The 22,417-nt window shown below is 43.3% G+C and carries 9 protein-coding genes; 5 read left to right on the top strand and 4 right to left on the bottom strand.

Annotated features, from left to right (window positions below; translation table 11 throughout):
- Positions 1-3: 3 nt before the first annotated feature.
- The 4 genes from BFP97_RS13995 to BFP97_RS14010 are packed head-to-tail and all read right to left on the bottom strand — an operon-like array spanning position 4 to position 3,729.
- Positions 4-858, bottom strand: coding sequence for a hypothetical protein (locus tag BFP97_RS13995; RefSeq protein ID WP_069843018.1), 855 nt, complete (start codon positions 856-858; stop codon positions 4-6).
- Between the two features lie 2 nt (positions 859-860).
- Positions 861-1,538 carry a DM13 domain-containing protein gene (locus BFP97_RS14000; RefSeq protein ID WP_069843019.1) on the bottom strand — a complete coding sequence of 226 codons (678 nt, stop codon included), beginning with the start codon at positions 1,536-1,538 and terminating at the stop codon, positions 861-863.
- Positions 1,535-3,019, bottom strand: a complete 1,485-nt coding sequence (locus BFP97_RS14005; protein WP_069843020.1) for a HAMP domain-containing sensor histidine kinase — start codon at positions 3,017-3,019, stop codon at positions 1,535-1,537. Before BFP97_RS14005 ends, BFP97_RS14000 begins: the two co-directional genes overlap by 4 nt.
- On the bottom strand, positions 3,019-3,729 hold the full coding sequence (locus BFP97_RS14010) for a response regulator transcription factor (protein ID WP_069843021.1): 711 nt from the start codon (positions 3,727-3,729) through the stop codon (positions 3,019-3,021). The genes BFP97_RS14005 and BFP97_RS14010 overlap by 1 nt, the downstream gene beginning before the upstream one ends.
- A 210-nt stretch (positions 3,730-3,939) precedes the next feature.
- Here BFP97_RS14010 and BFP97_RS14015 point away from each other — a divergent pair, with 210 nt between their 5' ends.
- The 5 genes from BFP97_RS14015 to BFP97_RS14035 all read left to right on the top strand — a co-directional run bounded on the left by BFP97_RS14015 (position 3,940) and on the right by BFP97_RS14035 (position 22,201).
- Complete coding sequence (locus tag BFP97_RS14015) at positions 3,940-4,443, top strand: hypothetical protein (protein WP_069843022.1); 504 nt, start codon at positions 3,940-3,942, stop codon at positions 4,441-4,443.
- A gap of 26 nt (positions 4,444-4,469) precedes the next feature.
- Positions 4,470-6,536, top strand: coding sequence for an OmpA family protein (locus BFP97_RS20885; RefSeq protein WP_069843023.1), 2,067 nt, complete (start codon positions 4,470-4,472; stop codon positions 6,534-6,536).
- A gap of 86 nt (positions 6,537-6,622) precedes the next feature.
- Complete coding sequence (locus BFP97_RS14025; RefSeq protein WP_069843024.1) at positions 6,623-7,786, top strand: AIR synthase related protein; 1,164 nt, start codon at positions 6,623-6,625, stop codon at positions 7,784-7,786.
- Between the two features lie 81 nt (positions 7,787-7,867).
- Entirely contained in the window at positions 7,868-14,863 is a 6,996-nt protein-coding gene (locus BFP97_RS14030; protein WP_139135310.1) for a T9SS type A sorting domain-containing protein, read from the top strand.
- 429 nt (positions 14,864-15,292) lie between these two features.
- Complete coding sequence (locus BFP97_RS14035; RefSeq protein WP_139135311.1) at positions 15,293-22,201, top strand: T9SS type A sorting domain-containing protein; 6,909 nt, start codon at positions 15,293-15,295, stop codon at positions 22,199-22,201.
- The last annotated feature ends 216 nt before the right edge of the window (positions 22,202-22,417 follow it).

The raw sequence follows: 22,417 nt of genomic DNA on the forward strand, positions 1-22,417 counted from the left end.
TTCTTACAGTTTCACAAATACACCAAGGGAATAAGAAGGTCTTGCCAAGACCCTTCTACCTGAGGCAGCAAAGCCAATGCTCCCTGAGACACCAAACTTCTCGTTCAGTGAATAGTTCAGCTCAGGTGTAATCGCTAAGAATTCAATATTGTTAGAAAAGATGCCATTGGCAGGTGTTTCCAGATCGCTGCCATTACTTAGGGAGTTGACGCTGAGTACCTTTAAAGCAGCGTTCCATTTTGGGGCAATGTTATAGCCTACCTCCACACCCCATCGGAACTCATCGCTGAAATTCTCACTTCGGTCATTAAAGGCCAGGAGAGTGTTCACATACCCTTTACCTCCATTAAAACTTCTGCTTGCCTCTACGCTCAGCATCACATTGAATTCACCATCTCCTGTCTGAAGAATTTCAGTTGAACCTCCGCTTGGGTTACCTAGTGGCAGACCAAGCGTCAAGCTCGCACTCACCACAATTGGCTTGTTGACAATCAATCCATACTTGAATGAAATATCGAAATCACCCAGTGAATTGACGGCATCGCCTTCGGCCAAAAGTGTTCCTGAACTAGAGACCTGCTCATTCAATGTCGCCCTTGAGAAAAAAGGTACATATGCCGATATGCCAAAGCGATCAGTAAGCCCATACTCTCCATAAATGCTGCTGATGTATATGCCGGCTGTGGCGATATCAATGATCTCTCCACTTGGAGAATAATATTGATTGGCCTGCAATACGTACTGACTTAATTTGAAATAGCCTTTTTCCTTTGGCGTTGGCCAACCCCCTCCGGCAAATGCCGAGCTAGTCAAAAGCATCAATAGACTCAATACCAATATTTGATTTATCCTTCTCATTTCTAATTGTCAAATTGGCCTGTTCCGAAAGCCACACCAAAAGGCTTACAGTAGATTAAAACATGATTATAAGTATCTAGCTGTGCCTCAGTTAGCGCAATGGTGTAAGTCTGTGCGCCTGAGTTTTGCATCAATTGTCCCATCTCAACACCACCATTTACCCTGGTAGAATTGTTACTTAGGTATACGAACAGCCCCGGGCCTCTTGATGCCATAAAGTTCGAGGCAAAAGTGAGTACTAGATTGTCACCATCTTCGGTAAGGGTGAAATTACCACTCACGTTATAATCTCTCAGGCCGACAAATGAGCCAGTCCTTTCTGCCGCAGCAAAAGTGGTACTTGGACCAACCGAAACCATCACAGAATCTCGAGCTACGCCTGACATCGCGCTGATCCAAACATCACCCTGAGACACGCCAGTTGCCAAGCCAGAAGCCGTAATGGACATCACCGCTTCATTGTTCGATGACCATGTGATGTCGGCAGTCGCCTGTTCTCCCATTTCATCAAAGAAGTTGGCCTCAAACTGATAAGAATCGCCAACTGCCAGAGTCTCAAGCCTGTTGCTTATTGATACTGACTGGTTCACTATTATATCTTCCACGATATCCGTCCCAATGCAGCCAAGCATGGCCGAACTAACGAGCAAAATGAGTATATAAAACTTTATCTTTTTCATGCCTGATGATATGGTAGTTCAAATGAAAATGAAGTGCCTTGATTCAGCTTACTTGTCAAACGGATCGTAGCGTCATGGATTTCCAATATCTTCTTCACGATCGCCAAGCCAAGACCCGTATTACTCTTATCTAAGCCTATTCGCTTATCGCCAATATGATATCTGTCAAAGACAAATGGAATCTGCTCTTCAGGGATTCCCACACCCGTATCACTCACCTGAATTTCCACGGCATCATCCAGTTCATTAGTCTTGATTGTAATGGTGCCACCTTCTGGGGTAAACTTGAGTGCATTGTCAATCAGATTTTGTAAGACTCTTTCGATTAGAGAAATGTCAGCATTGACCAATTCAATATTGTTTGAAATCACGGATTGGATGAGAACTCCCTTTTTCCGAGCAAGTATCAGATACTTCTGAACAACATCCTGTAGCAACTCATTGACAAAGAATGGCTCTTTTTTAGGTTGCACCTGCTTTGATTCTAGTTTTGATAGCTCGAACAGTTCCGAAACCATTGTTTTCAGCTTCTCGGTACTCTGAAGGATTATATTAAGGTACTTATCTCTTTCCGCAGGGTTTAGGTCATCCTTTTTGATCATTAAAGTCTCAATATAACCATGGATAACAGCCAGTGGAGTCCTTAAATCATGACTTACATTTCCTACTAACTCTCTCCTCAGGTTCTCCATAGACTTGAGGTTTTCAATATTCCCCACAATGGTATCCGCCATCTCATTGAAAGCAACTCCAAGGGTATTAAACTCTTTTCCTGATTTTGTCTCGATCCGTGCGTCTAAATCTCCCTCTTGAAAACGCCTAACCGTATCGACAATACCTCTTAAGTTTCTGGTGATAAACCAGATGGCAATGAGACCAACGATCAGGGCCGCAATCAGAATAGCCAACATGGTGCCACCACCAAGTGCAGTTATATAGTCACTCCAGAGGTTAGAGGCCACTTCATAGTAATCTTCACCAGCCAGTACCACATAAACATACCCTTGAAGGACATCTCCTTCCATTATCGGTGCAGCACTGAAAATCTGCTCTTCCCCAGGTTTTCGCGGATCATCCCCCATCACGCAAACCTCGCCCTTAGTCTCAATAAACTCATTGATCGGATCGAGACTGACTTCTGTGAGCTTCACCTTCTTGTAGGGTGCCACATGATTGAGGATTCCGCCTTCTTCATCCAGCAGGTAGACCTCAATGCTGGGGTTAACGGCCATCATATGGTGCATGATATCATCCGTTGCCGTTTCGCTTAGTTCACCATCGATAAAGGGTTTTACCTCTTGGATTATGCTCTGGGCAATATTGGCATTCAGCCTCTGATTTCTTTCTAGATAGTACTTCTCACTAGTAGAGATTGAGAGTATGATGTGGAACACTCCTACCATGACCAATAAGGCCAAAAAAGTAGCAGAGAGTTTCCAAAAAAGGCTAATGCCACCCTTTAAATTCTTCGCTTCACTCATTAGTCTTGATTTAATTCATCATTGAACCTGTAGCCAACACCCCAAGAAGTCAATATGTATTTAGGGCTTGAAAGATCCGTTTCAATTTTACTTCTCAGCCTGTTGATATGAGAGTTTACCGTGTGTTCATAACCTGCAAACTCATAACCCCAAACCACATTCAAAAGACTTTCTCGACTGTAGCTTTTTCCTGGATTTTCGGCCATTAATGCTAGTAGATCAAACTCTTTTGGCGTTAAATCGACCCGCTCGTTTTTGAGTAGTACTTTACGTTTGTCTTTGTCTATGACCAAGTCGTCATAGCGCAGGATCTCACGAGAAACTGAACCACTGTCAGCCTGAGATTCCGTTCTTCTTAGTATTGCCTTCACCCTTGCAGTCAATTCACGAATACTGAAAGGCTTGGTCAGGTAATCATCGGCACCCATTTCCAAACCCAGAATTTTGTCGATCTCCTCAGATCTAGCAGTAAGCATTAGAATAGGAGTTTTGAGCTTTGAAGCCCGCAACTCCCTGCAAACCTCGAGTCCATCTTTTCCCGGAAGCATAATATCCAGAATGATGAAATCAAAAGCCTCTGTTAGTGCTATTTCCAATGCAGTATCTCCACGATCGGCAATGAGTGTTTCGAAGCCCATATCCTTCAAGTGGATCTCAATGAGCCCACTTATATCAGCATCGTCTTCGACAATAAGTACTTTCTTATTCATAACAATCGGTAAGATTAGCGTTCATTCATCACAGAAGTGTCACGGAAAAATCAACAATATGGATCGTTGCCGTGTTTTTACTCCTATTGGTGATACTCAAGAAACAATTCCATTGAATTTTTGTGCCAACTAATTGGTTACAAAGGACTACGACACGACATTTGAGAAGAAATATTAGTCGAATTTTGACCCTTTAAGAAAACAAACCCTATGCTAAGCCCATTTGCAGAACTAAGTCCGGCCTCCAGAATCTGGGTTTATCAAGCCGATAGAGCCTTAAGTCAAGAAGAACAGTCTTCAATATTGAATGCTTCCGACCAGTTCTTACAACAATGGGCGGCCCATGGTCAAGCGTTATTGGCTTCAGCCACAGTAAAACACGACCATTTCTTAATCATAGCCACTGATGAAGGCTTTAATATGGCCAGCGGCTGTTCCATTGATAGTTCTTTTCGTTTTGTACAGGACATTGGAACCAAGTTTAACATCAATTTCTTCGATCGAGCTAATCTCGCTTTTTTGATAGAAGATAAAGTAGAGTTTGTGGCAATGACAGAGGTAAAGTCCGCTATTGAATCAGGCAAGTTGAATGGTAGTTCGCTTTTCTTTGATAACAATCTGAGCACGAAGTCAGAACTTGATAATCGATGGATCGTTAAAGCAGAGGAAAGTTGGCTTAAGAGATACTTTCAGACTGCGAAAAGCGTATTATAAAGTAGCATTTCGCTAATTTACATGCAATGAAGAAGCTCTATTCATTACTATTCATTACAGCATTGCTTTACGCAAGTGGATGCGCTACACAGAAGACAAATTTTTTGGGTGTTCAAGAAGCACCCAAGAAAACCACCCCTGCGCCTAGTAATCCATCCATTGGCCCATCACAAAATGCAGCAAAAATTATCACTGCTGATAAGGAAGAAAAGAAGACGCCTAAGTTCTTGAAGAATTATGTAGAAGATCAAAACTACATTCAAGCCATAGAGGATTTCAGGAAAGAATTGGAGAGTAATCCTGATGCCGGGGACCTGAACTATTACACAGCGGAATCTTACCGAAAGTTGGGTAACCCAAAAGCTTCTATCCCATATTACGCTAAGGCAATAGCAGCTGGCTTTGATAATCCAGAGCTAGAACTGAACTATGCTTTAGCCCTAAAGGCAAATGAACAGTATGATGATGCGAAAGAGGTACTGACGCAATATGAAAACTTTGCAACTATTGAGATCTATAAGGAACGAGCTCAACAAGAAATTAAAAACCTTGAAAAGCTGGATAGTATCAGCCTATATGTAAGAAATGTAGATTTGACACCGCTGGACGAAGTGAACACACCTCAAGCTGAGTATAGCCCCACCTTTTACAACAATGAGCTCTATTTCTCGAGTACGAGGGAAGCTGAGACTTTCAACAGGTACAATGTTCCTTTTAGTGACTTATACAAAGTGGGAGTTGAAGGATTAACCCCTGACGCTTCATCACTAAGCCGACTGCCTGAGTTATTTAATTCAGAGGGTATCAATGAGGGTTCTGTTGCATTTTCGCCAGATGGAAATACCATGGTTTTTGCCAAAGGAAACACTGATGAAAAGAAAAGTAGGCGAAGCGTAGACCTCTTCATTTCAACGAAAAAGAATGGCAGGTGGAGCACACCAGTGTCTATGCCGATTAATAGCCCTGAATACTGGGATACATCTCCATCTTTTAATCAATCAGGTACTACTATGTATTTTGCATCGGATCGCCCTGGAGGTTTCGGTGGTTCTGATATTTATCGTGCAACATTGAATGCGCGCGGCAGATGGGCAAATGTCAGCAATATGGGTCCGGCAATTAATACTGCTGGCGATGAGGTTTTTCCTTATGTAGCTCCAGACAACAAACTTTACTTTGCCTCAGACGGACATGCAGGTTTCGGCATGCTAGACCTATTCTCAGCAGAAAATAAAGGAGGCGTAGTAACCGTAAGAAACTTAGGCCCATCATTTAATTCTTCAGCAGATGATTTCGGCTTAATCTATTCTGATTTTCCTTTTGAGGGCTTTTATACCTCAAACCGTGAGGGAGGTCAGGGCGGAGATGATCTTTACAGCTTTGTGGACAATTCAAGTGACCTGAAAAAAATTACTTATGTCCTTCGCGGAACGACCTACCAAAGAAATGAAGACAGTACTCAAGTCATTTTGGGTGAAGTTCGGGTAAAGCTTTTGGACGCAAATGGCCAGCTAGTTGATGATGTATTGAGTAGTCGTGGAGGTTCTTATAGCTTTCCTGTAGACCCAGAGAAAGAATACACACTCTTGGGAGAAAAAGACGCCTTCTTCACCGCCAGAAAAATATTTACCACAGTAGGTCAGGGTATTGCGCAGGAAGACCTTGTAGAACGTTTTACGGAGAAAGTTTTTAACGAAGATGTCACACTAGATCCAATCGTGCTTGATGCAGTTATTCTATTGGAAAACATCTATTACGATCTAGCAAAGGCAGATATTAGACAGGATGCAGCACTTGAACTCGACAAGCTAGTGCAACTGCTCAATGATAATCCAGAAATTAAGATTGAAATCAGTTCACATACGGATTCACGCGATGATGATGAAGCCAATATGGACTTGTCTCAAAGAAGAGCCCAATCAGCGGTTGATTACATCATATCTAAGGGAATTTCCAGGGATAGATTGGTGGCAAAAGGCTATGGAGAGTCTCTACTGGTCAATGGTTGCTCCAATGACGTAGAGTGCTCAGAAGAGGATCATCAAAAAAATAGAAGAACGGAGTTCAAAGTAATCGAAGTAGATCAGAACTAGAATTTCTCCAGAACTTTAAAGTTAAAATAGATCAAAGACCTCCTTATTTGGAGGCTTTCTTATTTTTGTGCCATAACACTCTGAAGATGAACGAGCGATACATGCAGCGAGGAGTTTCTGCCTCGAAAGAAGATGTTCACAATGCCATCAAAAACCTTGATAAAGGATTGTTCTCTAAAGCATTCTGTAAGGTAGTTCCTGATTTCATGGGAGGCGATGATGCTTATTGCAACATCATGCATGCAGACGGTGCCGGTACTAAGTCATCTTTAGCTTATATGTACTGGAAAGAGACGGGTGATATCAGTGTCTGGAAGGGAATTGCCCAAGACGCCATCATCATGAATATTGATGACTTACTGTGTGTGGGCGCCACGGATAATATTCTACTCTCCTCGACCATTGGTCGAAACAAGAACCTAATTCCCGGAGAAGTCATTTCAGCTTTGATCAATGGTACCGAAGAGGTGCTACAAATGCTTCGTGACAATGGGCTCAATATCATTAGTACTGGAGGTGAAACTGCCGATGTTGGCGACCTGGTCAGAAGTGTAATCGTGGACAGTACAGTCATTGCCCGAATGAAGCGCGAGGATGTGATCACGAACGAAAACATTCGACCGGGACAGGTAATTGTAGGCTTGGCTTCTTACGGTCAAGCGAGTTATGAAACAGTGTATAATGGCGGTATGGGCTCTAACGGCCTCACGTCCGCCAGACATGACGTTTTCGATAAGTATCTGGCTGAAAAATTTCCAGAAAGCTTCGACCCAAGCGTGCCTCAAGACTTAGTCTATTCAGGTTCGAAAAAATTGACTGATTCAGTAGAAGGGTCTCCACTGGATGCGGGAAAGCTAGTGCTCTCACCTACCAGAACATATGCCCCTGTGATGGTGGAGATATTAAAGAAATTCAGAAACGAAATCGGAGGAATCATCCACTGTAGTGGAGGAGCTCAAACTAAGATCCTTCACTTCGTTGACAACCTTCATATCATCAAAGACAACCTCTTTGAAATACCGCCTCTTTTTAAATTAATTCAGGAAGAAAGTGGCACTGACATGAAGGAAATGTACAAAGTCTTCAACATGGGTCATCGCATGGAAATTTATGTGGATGAAAGTATTTCTGAAGAGATCATTTCTATTTCTAAAAGCTTCGGTATTCCTGCACAAATTGTAGGCCGTATTGAAGAATCACAAAAAAAGCACCTTTCTATCCAAACAGAGTGGGGTAAATACGAGTATTAGGGTATATAAGGTGAGATAACAACACCAAAAACGTTATCTTTACCTCAGCCAGATTTTCGAATTTGGTAAACCTAGACATCTGTGCGTAGCACAATAATTACACGTATTCTCTCCAGATACGCAGTACTGACTATACTACTCATAGTACTGTGCAAGGTATCTCTTGCCCAAACCCAAATCACCACAATTAACACAAATGCAGTTACTACTGGCCTTACCACCTCAAGCTACGTGGCTACATCACCTTCAGATGCAAGTGGAAGTATCAGTGCCTCAACAGCATATACAGTAAATTATGGCCAAGTACAGAACCTACTTGTAACTTCCTATGTAGCTGGTGGTACCACTTATGATAACTTTGTACTCCCTGATACGCTGATCATTCGTAGAACAGACGCTGGACGCCAATTGATTATCTTCTACGAAGTTGATAACGTTGATAATACCAACGATATCATCGATTTGGACGCTGAACAACAAGACAACGAAGACCTTTTATATCAAAGTGGACTACTGAATGCTGGCTATGACAACATTCTGGTGAATAATGCCACCAACTTTGCGAACGTTGAACGCATTGATATCCTCTACAATTCTGGCGTTGTCACTTCTTCTCCTTCAACAGCCGTTTTTCCTATTATCGAACGCGGGGGTAATGACGATATTCGAGTTGCAGCGATTAGCTCCCTAGATGCCAATGGTGACCCCAGCGGTTACTATCCGACTGTAGTCCAAATCAATAATAACGGAACAAGTGAATGGGGAAATACTGGAATTGCCCATGTCTCACTAGTCATGAGGAGACAAGATGCTACATCAGACCCACTTCCTGTTGTAGATTTAGGTTCGCAGAACATTCATGGTGCAACTGTGTCATTCTCGGATTTTGGGGTAGCCGCAGATGAAATAGTCTATGGATATTCCATTTTTGCCGATGACGTAACTGTCACAGGAAGTGACCTTGTGGACTTCACCAACTCGACAAATTACCCAACTAATACAGGTTCAGCATCTGGTTTGGATTTAATTGCTGGTATTTCGACAGCCGTTTCCAGTGACGCCAACCTAACAAGAGCAAAAGGTCCGGGTGGTTATAAAGAAGCATTGAACACTTGGTTGAAAGCGAATGTAGGCGTAACCACTGCGACTGATGGATCTAATGTTACTGACTGGCAGGATCAATGGCTTGGTGACCATGATGCCACTACATTAACAACAGCACCTGTCTACGAATCTGATGCAGTGGCCGATATCAACTTCAATCCTACAGTAGACTTTCTAGATGCTACAGAAAGAGGGCTTCAAATAGCGAATAACACAGACTTCAATACGGCTACCTCATACTCGACCAAAGGAATCAACATTGCCTTCAGAACGGGTAATGATATCACTACAAAGCAACAGATCTATGAGCAAGGGAGTAATGATCGGGGAATTAACGCTTACATCAGAGCCGGTTCTTTATATGTCGGGGCATGGAACATACCGAATACCGATGGCACGGGTGATAACTGGGCATTCAATTCTACAAGCACCAGTACGATCAGCACAGAAACTGAGTACATTCTAACTATAGAATTTGATGGTAACTCGGGCGTGACTGGCACAGTCACAGCCTACCTCAATGGACAAAGCTTTGGTACTATTTCTAATGTAGGTCTGCTGTTTGCGGATACTGATGGTATCGGTTTGGGAGATGTAAACTCTGCTTCACGCTATGATGATGGGACCTCCGCAGCAGCTTCTTTCTATGGAAGTATTCCAGAGTTTATTTATTGTGATTCGCCAGGATCATTCTCCTCAGCGCAAAGAAACAGAATTGAAAGCTATTTAGCCCTCAAATACGGTATCACCCTTGATCAGTCCACAGCGATCAACTATGTCAACTCAGCTGGTGATATCATTTTCAATACCACCAATAATGCTTCTTTGGGAGGATATCTTGAATACAACAATGACATCGCAGGGATTGGACGAGATGATGATTCTGAGTTTGTTCAATTATCATCACAAAGTGAGAATTCTGGAAGCCTGGTTCAGGTAGATAGGAACACCGACATCGGTAATGATGATACATGGCTGATTTGGGGTAATGACGGTGCTGCTACGACAGCCAGCAGAATAGTCTCCAAACCGGATACGATCAATGAAAGAATCGAGAGGGTATGGCGCGTAGCCGAAGAGAACTCCCTAGGCGTTACAGATATCTCTTTTGATTTAACTGGTTTGGGCTTTGGCACTAATGCTTCTGACTTTTCACTATTAATAGCTGGCACTTCTTCTGGGGCAGATTTTTCAAGTGCCACCGTTGTCACTGGGGGTACTTTTGTGGGTGATGTTATTACATTCGATGATATCGACCTATCAGACGGTCAATACTTTACTTTAGGTACGCAGTTCTTTATTTGTACCCCTGGAAATGTACAGGATGGACTTGCTTTGTGGTTAAAAGCGGATACTGAAGCTTTCAATACCGGAACCACTCCAGCCACTAATGGACAAGACGTTAATACCTGGGGTGATCAGAGCCGAAATGACTTCGATGCCATAACAGGAGGAAACACGACTAGGCCAACCTGGATAGAAAATGACGTGAACTTTAATCCGGGTTTGGATTTTCCTACCGGAAATAATGACATAGGTTTTAACCTGGGAAGCAATTACATCTTTGCGGAAGATGCCGGTGGCGGTATGCACGTTTTTGCCGCAATTGAGCCAGATATTCCTGGAGGGAGCAACAACGCCAATCAGCAGAAATTCATTTATAGTTTTGGGGATCGCAATGCTTCTCATGTGGCCATGGGTTCTAGTGCAACACGTGGTACTATCATATCTCCTGGAGACAACAACAACTTTGATGTTTCTCCAACAGGACCAGCAACCATTATGGAAGCGGATTACAATATTGGTGCAGGAACTTCGGACACTCATGTTTTTAACGTAGATGGAACTGCAGTTAGGGGCCCAGAAACCAGAAGTATAGAATTAAATAATGCCGCTATAGCCGAAGCGAGTACGCATGGCACAGACCAAGGTCCGGTTTCTATTGGGAGGCTTTCTGAATCAAATACGCTGGCCAGCAACGCTCCAGGAAGAAGATACTTCGGTGACATGCAAGAAATCATTGTTTACAATGAAGCAATAAGTGACCTTGAAGCCCAACAGGTTAGAAGTTACTTGGCCATTAAGTACGGAGTAACCCTAACAGATGACAATGATGCGGATGCAACACCAAATGAAACCATAGCGGGTGCTGTAGTTGAGGGGGACTATGTAGCATCAGACGGCACCACAATCACTTTTGACTACTCTGATGATACAGGCTTTGTGACCAATATAGCCGGTATTGGTCGTGATGATGATACTTGCCTTGAGCAAAAGCAGTCTGGGAGTATGAATACAGATGCGATTCTCACGGTGGGATTAGGAGAAATCGCCAGCACCAATGCGGCTAATCCGAATAATTTCGATGATGACTTGGACTTCTTGACATGGGGCTCTGATGGAGCTAGCACCGCATTTGCCAACATTACTACAGCCGGTACTCCTGGAACTGTCAATGAAAGGATGCTCAGAATCTGGAGGGCTCAAGATACTGGTAATGTAGGCGCAACGGATATCTCTTTTGACCTTACGGGTTTGACAGGTTATAGTACCAATGCTGGAGATTATCAGTTGATCATCGCGAGTGGTGGAGATAACACTTCGCTTGAAGCTGGAACTACAGTAACAGGTGGCACATTCAATGGATCAGTATTGACATTTACTGGAGTAGACCTTACTGATGGACAGTACTTTACCCTTGGGGTTTCTGCCGACCTATGCGGCCCGGGAGGAGTAACAAGTAACATGGTGCTTTGGCTTAGAGGAGACCAGGGTACTTCCACTACCACAGACACCAATCCAATAGACACTTGGACTGATCAATCGACTGCGGGCAATGATGGTACTGAAACGCTTACAGCTCGTCCAGAATTCAGAGATAACAGTACTGACAATATCAATTTCCAGCCAACAGTATCTTTCGATGGGACTGACGACAGGCTATCTGTTGGTGACTTAGCCGAAATTAAGTCGGCTACAGGCACAGGTAGATACAGCATGTTTGGTGTTGGTCTGCGGGATGATGGATCCACTAATTATGTAATTGGATCTACTGGTGGAACCACCAACCAAGATCTTCATTTTGGATATAGAAATAGCACAGCAGCCACGATAGCCCAATGGGGAAACGATCTGGACGTAACGGTCAATGCATTCGACAGTCCAAATGTTCCATTTCTAATTGGGGCTACGTATGATGGGACGGGCAAAGTAATAGAAGAATTTCGAGATGACATCTTCAATCGAAATACAAATACGAATACCGTAGACCTCAGTGGCACGCAAACCAACTACATAGGGGACCTAGCAAGTGTAGGCAACTATGATGGCTTTATCAGTGAAGTTTTAGTGTACAACGGAGCTGTATCTGACATAGAGAAGCTTCGTATCTATTCCTACTTCGCTATTAAATATGGAATCACATTACCACAGGACAATGACAACGATGCCACACTCAACGAGACTATTTCTGGCCTTGTAGCGGAAGGAGATTTAGTTGCCTCAGACGGAACCACCATCATTTGGGATGAATCTAATAGTAATTCAACTTACCATAACGGTATGGCTGGGATAGGGCGTGACGATGACGCTTGTTTAAACCAAAAACAAAGTACTAGTGCAAGTGAAGGTACCATACTAACTATAGGGCTCGGCTCTATTGCAGCCGACAATGCGGCCAATTCAGGTCTTCACGACAATCTTGACTTTTTGATTTGGGGTCATGATAATGTCGCAACTGATCAGGCCACTGCTGCAGCAAACCTAACAGACCTTCCGAGTACTGTAGCCGAAAGGATGAGAAGGGTTTGGAGGGTAGAAGATACTGGGACCGTTGGTGCTACAGAAATTCAATTCGATTTGACTGGACTCGGTTACAGCACAAATGCAGAAGACTTTAGGTTAATTATCTCAAACACTTCTACAATGGCCGATGGTACATTGACTGCCGGAGGAACATTCAACGGCAGTGTGCTCTCATTCAGCGGGATTGATTTAACAGATGGTCAGTATTTCACATTAGGGACAGCACTTACCACCTGTGGTCCGGGTGGTGTCAACACTAATATTGGTCTATGGTTGAGGGCAGATCTAGAGGCCTTCTCAGATGCAGGTACTACACCTGCTGTTGATGGTGCTAATGTACTACAATGGAATGATCAAAGCTCTCCAGCCTATAATGCCTCTGAAGGTAATGGTGGAGGAGGGTCGGTTGTAGAACCTGTTTTTGAGTCAGATGCTAACAATACCATAAACTATAACCCTGTAATCTTTATTTCTGACCAGAATACCACGAATAATTCATTCTTAGAGACCACTTCGGGCCCTTTGTCCAACAATGTGGACAATGATCTAACCATGATTGCGATTTTTAATACAGCTCAAAATCAAGGCTCAAATGACGACATTGAAAACACACCTTCCCTGATCGGAGCAGGAATCGATGGAACTAATGATGGCTACGGACTCGGAGTATACCAAGGTGAAGTAGTCGTAAATGCAGCGAACAACGATAATTTCACAGCTAGAAGTACGGCCACCTATAATGATGGAGAACCTTATATGGCTACTGCCACAAGAGATCAAACTACTCCATTTGGAGTCAATTTGTATGTTAACTCTTTAAATGTGGGAACCGGAACATCTGACGCAACAGCTCTCGATGCTGCAGATACCTGGGCCATTGGAAACCATAGTGGATATACCAACGGAGCTCAATTTCAGGGAAATATTGCTGAAGTATTGGTGTTCTCATCCGTCTTGACTGGAGAAGAACAAGCCAGAGCTGAAAGCTATTTGGCCTTGAAGTATGGTATTACTAGATCCAATAATACAGATGGGGATGGAACTACCAATGAGGTAATCTCTGGTCTGATTCGGGAAGGGGACTATGTAGCTGGAGACGGAGCGGTTATATGGGACTATGCCGCCAGAGGAGCAACTTACTTCAATGATATTGCCGGTATCGGTAGAGATGATCTCTCGTGTTTTGATCAAACCCACTCAAAAAGTGAAAATGATGATGCAATTGTAGACATTGAAATAACATCATGGGATAATGATGACTCTTGGTTGATCTGGGGTAATGATAATGCTTCCTTAGAGGCGCCTCGAAACACAGAAAGGCCTGCCACTATTAACAGTAGGTTAAACAGAGAATGGCAGGTGCAGGAAAGTGGTACTGTCGGTACCGTAAGCGTAACATTCGACCTAAGCGAGGTTACCGGCACTCCCATTGGGGACAATAACCTTACCCAAGTACGGTTGATGATAGATACGGATGATGACTTTAGCAGTGGCGTCACACTTGTTTCACCAACGAGTATTGACGCAGGAGCTCAGACCGTCACCTTTGAGGTAGATTTCAACGGAACTGACGGATACTACTACACGCTCGGCTCTCTTGAAAATGATGCACTACCTATTGAATTACTATCATTCGATGCAAGATCAAACGAAGGGGTTGTTGCGCTTGAATGGACAACACTCTCAGAGGAAAACAATTCTTTTTTTACAGTAGAAAGAAGTAATGACGGTTTTAATTTTGAAGCTATTACTCAAGTAGATGGTTCGGGTACTACTAACTCAATCAGGTCCTACAGATATTTAGATAGGAGACCACTCTCGGGTCAGTCGTTCTATAGGCTAAAGCAGGTGGACCTCAGCGGTGAATTTAGCTACTCTCCTATCGAAAGCGTATTTACTCACCTTAAAGATGAACTGGAGCTTGTGACCATGCCAAACCCTGTAATCAGAGGACAAGATATCACCTTTGAATACAAGCTTCCCTCCGATGCATTTTATGCCGTTTTGGGAGTGTATGATATCCAGGGAAATCATGTACTGAAGGACATGCTAAATACTGAAGCGCAAACTAAAACGTACAATACAAATAGGCTTACGAAGGGAATTTATTTCGCTAGAATACTTGTCGATAATAAGAGGTCTATTACCAAGCGTTTCATTGTCCGTTAGGCAAAACGCCATTCTAATTTTTACTTGGTTTAAGTAAGTCAACACTAGCCGAAAAACCGCTTTCAATTACAAGTTCATACATATGAACAACATTTTTTTGTGTTTTTCCCATTCATTATAGCAATATTCCCAATTTGGGACTCATTTTGTCTACGAAATGTTGTCCATTCCCAAAAAAGGGCGAATTTTGCAGCCCTAACTACTCTTTCTACATACTGGCACGGTCCTGTCTAATGACCTTTAGTTCATTAGTTCAAAGGGGTGCACGTACAGCAATTAAAATCACTTAAACATTTTTCATTATCGAGGAGGGTATTCTCTTCGATAGGGTTATACATAATTGTTAAGGGGTTGAAGGTCTGGGGCCTTCAAAGAGACACTACTACTATTAAAATTAAACAACCTATAGGCTGGCTGGGCTGTATGCTCATGTTTGTACTATCGACTACGCTGTATGCGCAGTCGGATATTACTGCTATAACCGTATCTAACGAGTCGGCCACCAGTTCTACCGATAATGTCACTTCCCCTAGTGATGCCTCCAATTCAGTAAGCGCAAGTGCTGCTTATACGCTCAATTATGGTTCTGGCAATGATGTGAGGGTTGATTCCTATACCGTAGGAGGCCTTACTTATAACAACTTTGTGGCACCTGATACGCTCCTATTAAGAAGAGTGTCCTCTTCCAGACTTGTCAATATTTGGTATCAAGACAATGGAGTGACAGCCAGTGTAGTTACCATACAGCCCACCAAAGTTGCCGAAGCAGACGCTATTTACCTTTCCAATGCCCTCAATACTGGTTATGATAATATCTTGGTAAATGATGACGACTTGGCATCAGGTAGTATTGAGGTAGAAACGGAGAGAGTAGATGTCATTTGGTACTCAGGTATTCAAACTCCAGACCCTGACGAAGCCATATTCCCGATTATAGAAAGAGGCGGGAATGACAATATTGTTGTAGCTCCTATTCTTACCCTTGACTCTAATGGCGACCCAGCCACTTATGGAACTGCCATCGGAATTAGTGAAAATGATTGGCCTGGTGTTGGACAAACCTATACAGGCTACATCATTTTGAGGAGAGAAACCGTTGGTGTTGACCCAATTCCACTCTTGGACATTGGAAGTCAAACCGTTCAAGGTGTGGCTATCAGCTTTACCAATTTGGATATCGCTGCTGACGAAACCATTTATGGCTATTCAATATTCCCTGCAGATGTGGTAGATGGCTATACTTCAGGAACCGCCCTTGATACTACGCCCCCTGAGGTTACTATTGATAGTGGTGTTGATTTAGCTGATATCTCGACTTTCCCAACCACAACCAAATCTTCAGATTCAGGGCTAGACCTTATTGCAGGTGTAGCTGCAGGTGTTGCCAGTACAACAAATGTGATTATTGAAAACAAAGGCCCTGGAGGTTATAAAGCAGCATTGTCTACCTGGTTAAAGGCCAACGAAGCGGATGATATTACCACTTCTACTGATGGATCGACTGTCACCGATTGGCAAGATCACTGGATTGGAAACCATGACGCCACCACTGGTACTGCAGCACCTACTTACAGAAGCACTTCCAGTACCATCAACTTTAACCCAACAGTTGATTTTACAGCTAGCGCAACAAGCTTGACCATTGCAAACAATACCGATTTTAATACTGCCACTTCTTATACCAATAAGGGTTTAAACTTCGCATTCAGAACCAGTACTACTGACATCACTGACCGTCAGGTCATCTACGAGCAAGGTGGTAACACAAGAGGCATTATTGTATACATCCGGAGTGGAAACTTACATGTCTCTGCTTATAATAGAAATAGTGATGGCACTGGCTCTCCTTGGAATAACAGTGGAAATATTACCACAGTAAGTACAGCCGTTGCCCTAGATACAGAGTATATCTTAACCCTAGAGCTAGATGGAAATAGCGGTACAACCGGTACACTAACACCTTACTTAAATGGAGCAAGCTTTGGGACACTCTCCAGTGTTGGGCTTCTTTTCTCTGATACCGATGGTATTGAGTTCGGAGGTTCTGATGGTTCTACTCAATATGATGATGGAACCAATTCCAGTACCAACTCTTTCGAAGGAGAAATCTCGGAGTTAATTTACTGTAACGAGCCCGGATCGTTCACTACAGCGCAAAGGGATAGAATAGAAAGTTATCTGGCCATTAAGTATGGCATTACGCTAGATCAGGCAATTGCCAACGATTATGTGAACTCCGCAGGAACGGTAATCTTCGATGCTACCAATGATGAGACTGCTGGAGGATTTAAGCAATACAATAATGACATCGCAGGGATCGGTAGAGATGATGATTCTGAACTTGACCAGCCCAAGTCAAGAAGTGAAAACTCAGATGGCATCGTTATCATTGATAAAGGAAATACCATCGGAACTGATGACTCATGGCTAATCTGGGGTAATGACAATGGTGCATTGACCGAAACTACTGCCCTCACCATGCCTGATACCATTGACGCAAGACTCACCAGAGTATGGCGCGTGGCTGAGGAAAAAGAAGTACAAACCACCTCCGTTTCTTTTGATTTAACAGGCTTAGGCCTAAGCTCCAATGCAGCAGACTTTAGTTTATTGATAGCAGGCAGTAATGCAGTAACCGTTAGTGGGAACGATGCTGACTTCAGCAATGCTACCGTGGTCAGTGGCGGAACCTTTAATGGTAATATCATCACGTTTACCGGCATAGACCTAGAAGATGGTCAATACTTCACCTTGGGTACTGACTTTGAAACCTGTGCCCCTGGTGGAGTAGAAGCTGATCTTGCGCTGTGGTTTGAGGCTGATTCTGGTACAAATACTACAACGAATGGCTCAGATGTTACTTCATGGGAAGATCAATCGTTGAACGGCACAGATGCTGCAGAAGCCAACGGTGGCGGAACACCTGCAGAACCTACTTTTGTGACATCAGGTACAAACTTTAATCCTGCTATTTCATTTACCGATCAAAATAGTACCAACAACTCTTGGCTCAGAACATCAACTATCCCGGCCACAGCGGATATGTCTCTAATTGCTGTATATTCCAGTACTCAGGCCGATGAAAGTGGTGATAATGCAGCCTATGATGCTCCTGCCTTTGTAAGTACTGATGACAGTAACCCTGGAGCAAATTACTCACTGGGTCAGTCAGCAGGACGCGTTCATGCCAAAATAATCACTGGTGACCAGTATGGAGCACGAACTACTGGTACATTCAATGATGGAAATACTCATATTGCCTTAGCCACCAGGGTACAATCAACGGCTGCCGGTTCGGTTCAACTATATATCGATGGAAACAATGAAGCCTCAGCGGTATCCGATGTTGCTACACTTAACTTAGGTACTGGTGTCGGAATTGGTAACCACTATTCTCCCTTTGATAATAATGCTCAGTTCGCAGGAAACATTTCTGAGGTAATCATTTTCTCCGATGACCTTACCTCTGACGAAAGAAATAGAGTCGAGACCTACCTTGCTGTTAAATACGGTATTACTAAGAATTCTGCAGATGATGGAACTACTGGTTCCGTTGACGAAAGAGATTATAGAGATTCTGAGGGTACTGTAATATGGGATTTTACAGACCAATCTTCTGGATACAACAATGATATTGCCGGTATTGGTCGTGACGATGCGCAATGCTTTGAGCAAAGACAGTCTTCAAGCATTAATTCGGATGGGCTAGTCACCATGGGCCTTGGAGGCATTGAGGCAACTAATGCCGCCAATAGTAATTCATTTACCGCAGACAATAGCTTCCAGGTTTGGGGTAATGACAATGATGCTACAGCACAGGCAAGTGCCAATACTTCAGATGTTCCAGGAATTATCACTGAGCGAATGGAGCGTATCTGGCATGTTCAAGAAACTGGAACAGTTGGTGCTACTACCATTACTTTTGACATTTCAGGCCTAGGCTATACAGGTACTTCTGCGTCAGACTTTAACCTGATAACTTCCAGCACCTCTACCATGGCAAGTGGTACCATCACACCTGCTGCTTCATTTTCCAGCAATACGGTAACATTTACTGGGGTAAACTTCAGTGATGGAGATTTCTTTACACTAGGCACAGCAAGATCGAGTTGTGGCCCAGGGGGTATTACAACAGGTTTGGTGACTTGGCTTAGAGGGGATGAAGGTATCACTTTGAGTGGGTCCGAGGTAACCACTTGGGCAGATCAAAACAGTAGTAATAATGCAACTGGCAGTGTGGGTAACAGGCCAGATATCGCTGACGGAACGGTGAACTTTAACGATGCAGTAGACTTTACTTCGGCCAACTCTGACTATCTGAGTGCTTCAGGAGGTGGTTTTTATACAAACGACTACTTTGTAGTTTTTCAGCCAGACAATACCATTACGTCAGCATCAACCAATGAGTCTGTATTTACAGCTGATAGGTCTGGAGGTGATTTTGATGGGGGTGCAGCGGATTTTGCCGGACTTACACTAGGTTCGTTTACCAGTGCGTTTGCAGATGAAATCTTACTTCATGGCATGGGTGGTGGTGCAGATTGGCGTTCAGCCTTTACAGGTGCAGGGAGCATTCCTTCTGGCCAGCCTTACATATTCAACGTCAAGGATAATACCAGTAGCAGTCCTACAGGCACAGACATTTATCAAGATGGTATTACAATAAACAATAGCTCCGCTGGAAGTTATCTTTCCGGTACCAACCTTCCATATGTCCTTGGCGCATATCATGACCTTAACCCTGCTGAAGACTTTTTCGATGGTAGAATTGCTGAGGTGATAACCTTTTCATCAAGACTAGATGATGCCAATAGACGAAAAGTCCAATCATATCTAGCTATTAAATATGGAGTTACATTGAGTCAAGATGGAAGTCTCTCAGCAGATGACAAGCATTACTTTGATGCGGCTGGTGATGTTATATGGAATTCAACGACCAATAGTACGTATAACAATGATATCGCAGGTATAGGCCGTGACGATCTTTCTTGTTTTAGCCAAAAACAATCGTCAAGTGTTAATTCTGACGATATTTTGACCGTAGGTTTGGGTGCTGTGGCTACAGACAATGCAGCCAACATCAACACTTTTGCTGATGATGGTGATTACCTAGTTTGGGGTAATGATGATGGTGCTACTGCAGAGGCAAGTAAAAACACGGTTGATGTACCTAACTCTGTCTCTGAGCGTATGACTCGTATCTGGAAGGTTGAAGATACAGGTACTGTCGGGGAAACAGAACTCCAGTTTGATCTGACGGGCCTAGGCTACTCCGTGGCAGATCCTACTGCCTTCACACTCTTGGTGGGAGGTACAGCTACCATGGCTGATGCCACAGTAATTACTGGAGGTACATTAAATGGTAACGTACTATCATTTACAGGCGTTGACCTCACTGATGGGCAATTCTTTACCATCGGCACAGGAATTACCATTTGTGGACCGGGCGGTGTCAATACAAACATTGCACTGTGGTTAAAAGCAGATGTTGAAGTATTCTCAGACGCTGGAACAACAGCGGCTGTCGATGGTAATGATGTACAACAATGGAACGATCAAGGTACGGCTAACTTAAATGCATCTGAAGTAGCACTAGGTGGTGCAGGACCAATTGAGCCTACCTTCCAAACCAGTGAAATCAACTTTAACCCTGTAGTTAATTTTACCGACCCTGGTTCTACCAATAACTCCTATATGAGAACTGGAGCGGCTTCAGCCGGAACGGTCAATGGTGACTTCACGCTCATCTCAGTCTTTAAGACAGGACAAACCTCTGGAACTGCAAACGATAATGTAAACTCTCCTGCCCTACTCAGTACAAGATCGGGGTCAGGCTTAGATAATGCTATTGGTATGGAGAATGGCACCATTTGGGTAAATGCAGATTCGGATGCAGCATTTGAAGTCGAAACAACTAGTACTTATAATAACAATCTTCCACACATTGCCATGGGAATCAGAGATGTAAGTACTGGTGACCTATCCCTATATGTCGATGCAGCGCAAGATGCTACAGCAACTGGTATAACTACAAGCTTGACGAATGCGGATGGTGGCTTCGGTATCGGTAATCATTTCACCTCAGATGTGGATGCGCAGTATGCAGGAGACATCGCTGAAACCATTGCCTTCAATCAGATCTTGACTTCAGATGAAAGAAATAGGGTAGAGTCTTACCTGGCCCTCAAATATGGAATCACTCTTGCAGGTGCTGATGATGGCACTACCGGATCGGTGGATGAAAGAGATTATCGTGGGGGTGATGGAGGCACTATTTGGGATTACAGCGGTAAGACTACTTACTCTAATGACATCTTCGGTATAGGTAGAGATGACCTTTCATGCCTTGATCAAACCCAATCCAAAAGTGCTAATAGTGATGCCATCGTTACCATAAACAATACGGGAGGATTTAGTGTTGACGATTCTTGGCTGGTATCTGGTAATGATAATGCTGCTTTAGAAGCCACTAGAAATACTGAAAGACCAGCAACAATCAACAGTAGGCTCAACAGGGAGTGGCAAGTACAAGAAACTGGTACTGTCGGAACAGTAGAGTTGACATTTGATCTTTCAAGTGTTACCGGTACTGCATCTGGTAGCAACAACCTCACGCAAACCCGCTTAATGGTTGATGATGATGGAGACTTCTCTAACGGTGGAACCACGCTAATCTCTCCTAGTGCCACTAATGGCGGTAGTCAGACTGTGACCTTCCAGGTGAATTTTACTGATGGCCAATACTATACCCTAGGTTCTATTGAAAACGATGCGCTTCCGATCACTTTGATATCCTTTGACGTAAACAACTACAAAGATGATCAGGTCAAACTCGATTGGGTAACAGCTTCTGAGGTCAATAATGCTTTCTATACCATTGAAAGAAGTACAGATGGGGTGAATTTTGAGACCGTTGCTAATCTTGACGGTGCAGGTAATAGCAGTGACTTATTGTATTACACTTTCGTTGATGTGAATCCGCTTAATGGAACCTCCTTCTATCGTTTAAAACAGACCGACTTTGGTGGCGAGTTCGACTATTCTGAAATCCGATCCGTAAAGGTGGAAAGACAGTTTGAAGCGAACTTTAGTGCTTACCCTAACCCTATAGTGCAAGGGGAAAGTTTAACAATCAACTACACAGTGGAGTCGGACCAAGTACTCAGTCTTACTATACTGAGTAATACGGGCCAGGTGATCCATAGACAAGAACAGCAAGTATATGCTTCTCAGCAATCTTTCCAGATCCAAACTGACAAGATGAAAAAAGGTCTCAACTTATTGAGAATATTGGATCGAGATAATAACACGAAAATTCTCAAAATTCTGGTCAGATAGAGGCTTAGTAAAAAGCTCAATTAAGGCAGTTTCACAACACTCAATCTACAAATCCAACTGAGCATATACTCTGTTCAGATATAAATAACGGCTTTTCAAATACAATTCATTGATGTTCGTATTTTTTGGGAGGTCAAAAATTATTTGAATATTTATACATAGCCCACTACAACACTGCGGCTCTTTACCGCTCATCACAGCCTTAAAAACACCCTG

Origin of the sequence: Roseivirga sp. 4D4 (assembly GCF_001747095.1) — a bacterium.
Lineage (GTDB): Bacteria > Bacteroidota > Bacteroidia > Cytophagales > Cyclobacteriaceae > Roseivirga.

Excerpts from the sequence above, each read along its gene's own strand:
- BFP97_RS13995 (WP_069843018.1), bottom strand. The coding sequence starts at position 858 with ATGAGAAGGATAAATCAAATATTGGTATTGAGTCTATTGATGCTTTTG.
- BFP97_RS14000 (WP_069843019.1), bottom strand. The coding sequence starts at position 1,538 with ATGAAAAAGATAAAGTTTTATATACTCATTTTGCTCGTTAGTTCGGCC.
- BFP97_RS14005 (WP_069843020.1), bottom strand. The coding sequence starts at position 3,019 with ATGAGTGAAGCGAAGAATTTAAAGGGTGGCATTAGCCTTTTTTGGAAA.
- BFP97_RS14010 (WP_069843021.1), bottom strand. The coding sequence starts at position 3,729 with ATGAATAAGAAAGTACTTATTGTCGAAGACGATGCTGATATAAGTGGG.
- BFP97_RS14015 (WP_069843022.1), top strand. The coding sequence starts at position 3,940 with ATGCTAAGCCCATTTGCAGAACTAAGTCCGGCCTCCAGAATCTGGGTT.
- BFP97_RS20885 (WP_069843023.1), top strand. The coding sequence starts at position 4,470 with ATGAAGAAGCTCTATTCATTACTATTCATTACAGCATTGCTTTACGCA.
- BFP97_RS14025 (WP_069843024.1), top strand. The coding sequence starts at position 6,623 with ATGAACGAGCGATACATGCAGCGAGGAGTTTCTGCCTCGAAAGAAGAT.
- BFP97_RS14035 (WP_139135311.1), top strand. The coding sequence starts at position 15,293 with ATGTTTGTACTATCGACTACGCTGTATGCGCAGTCGGATATTACTGCT.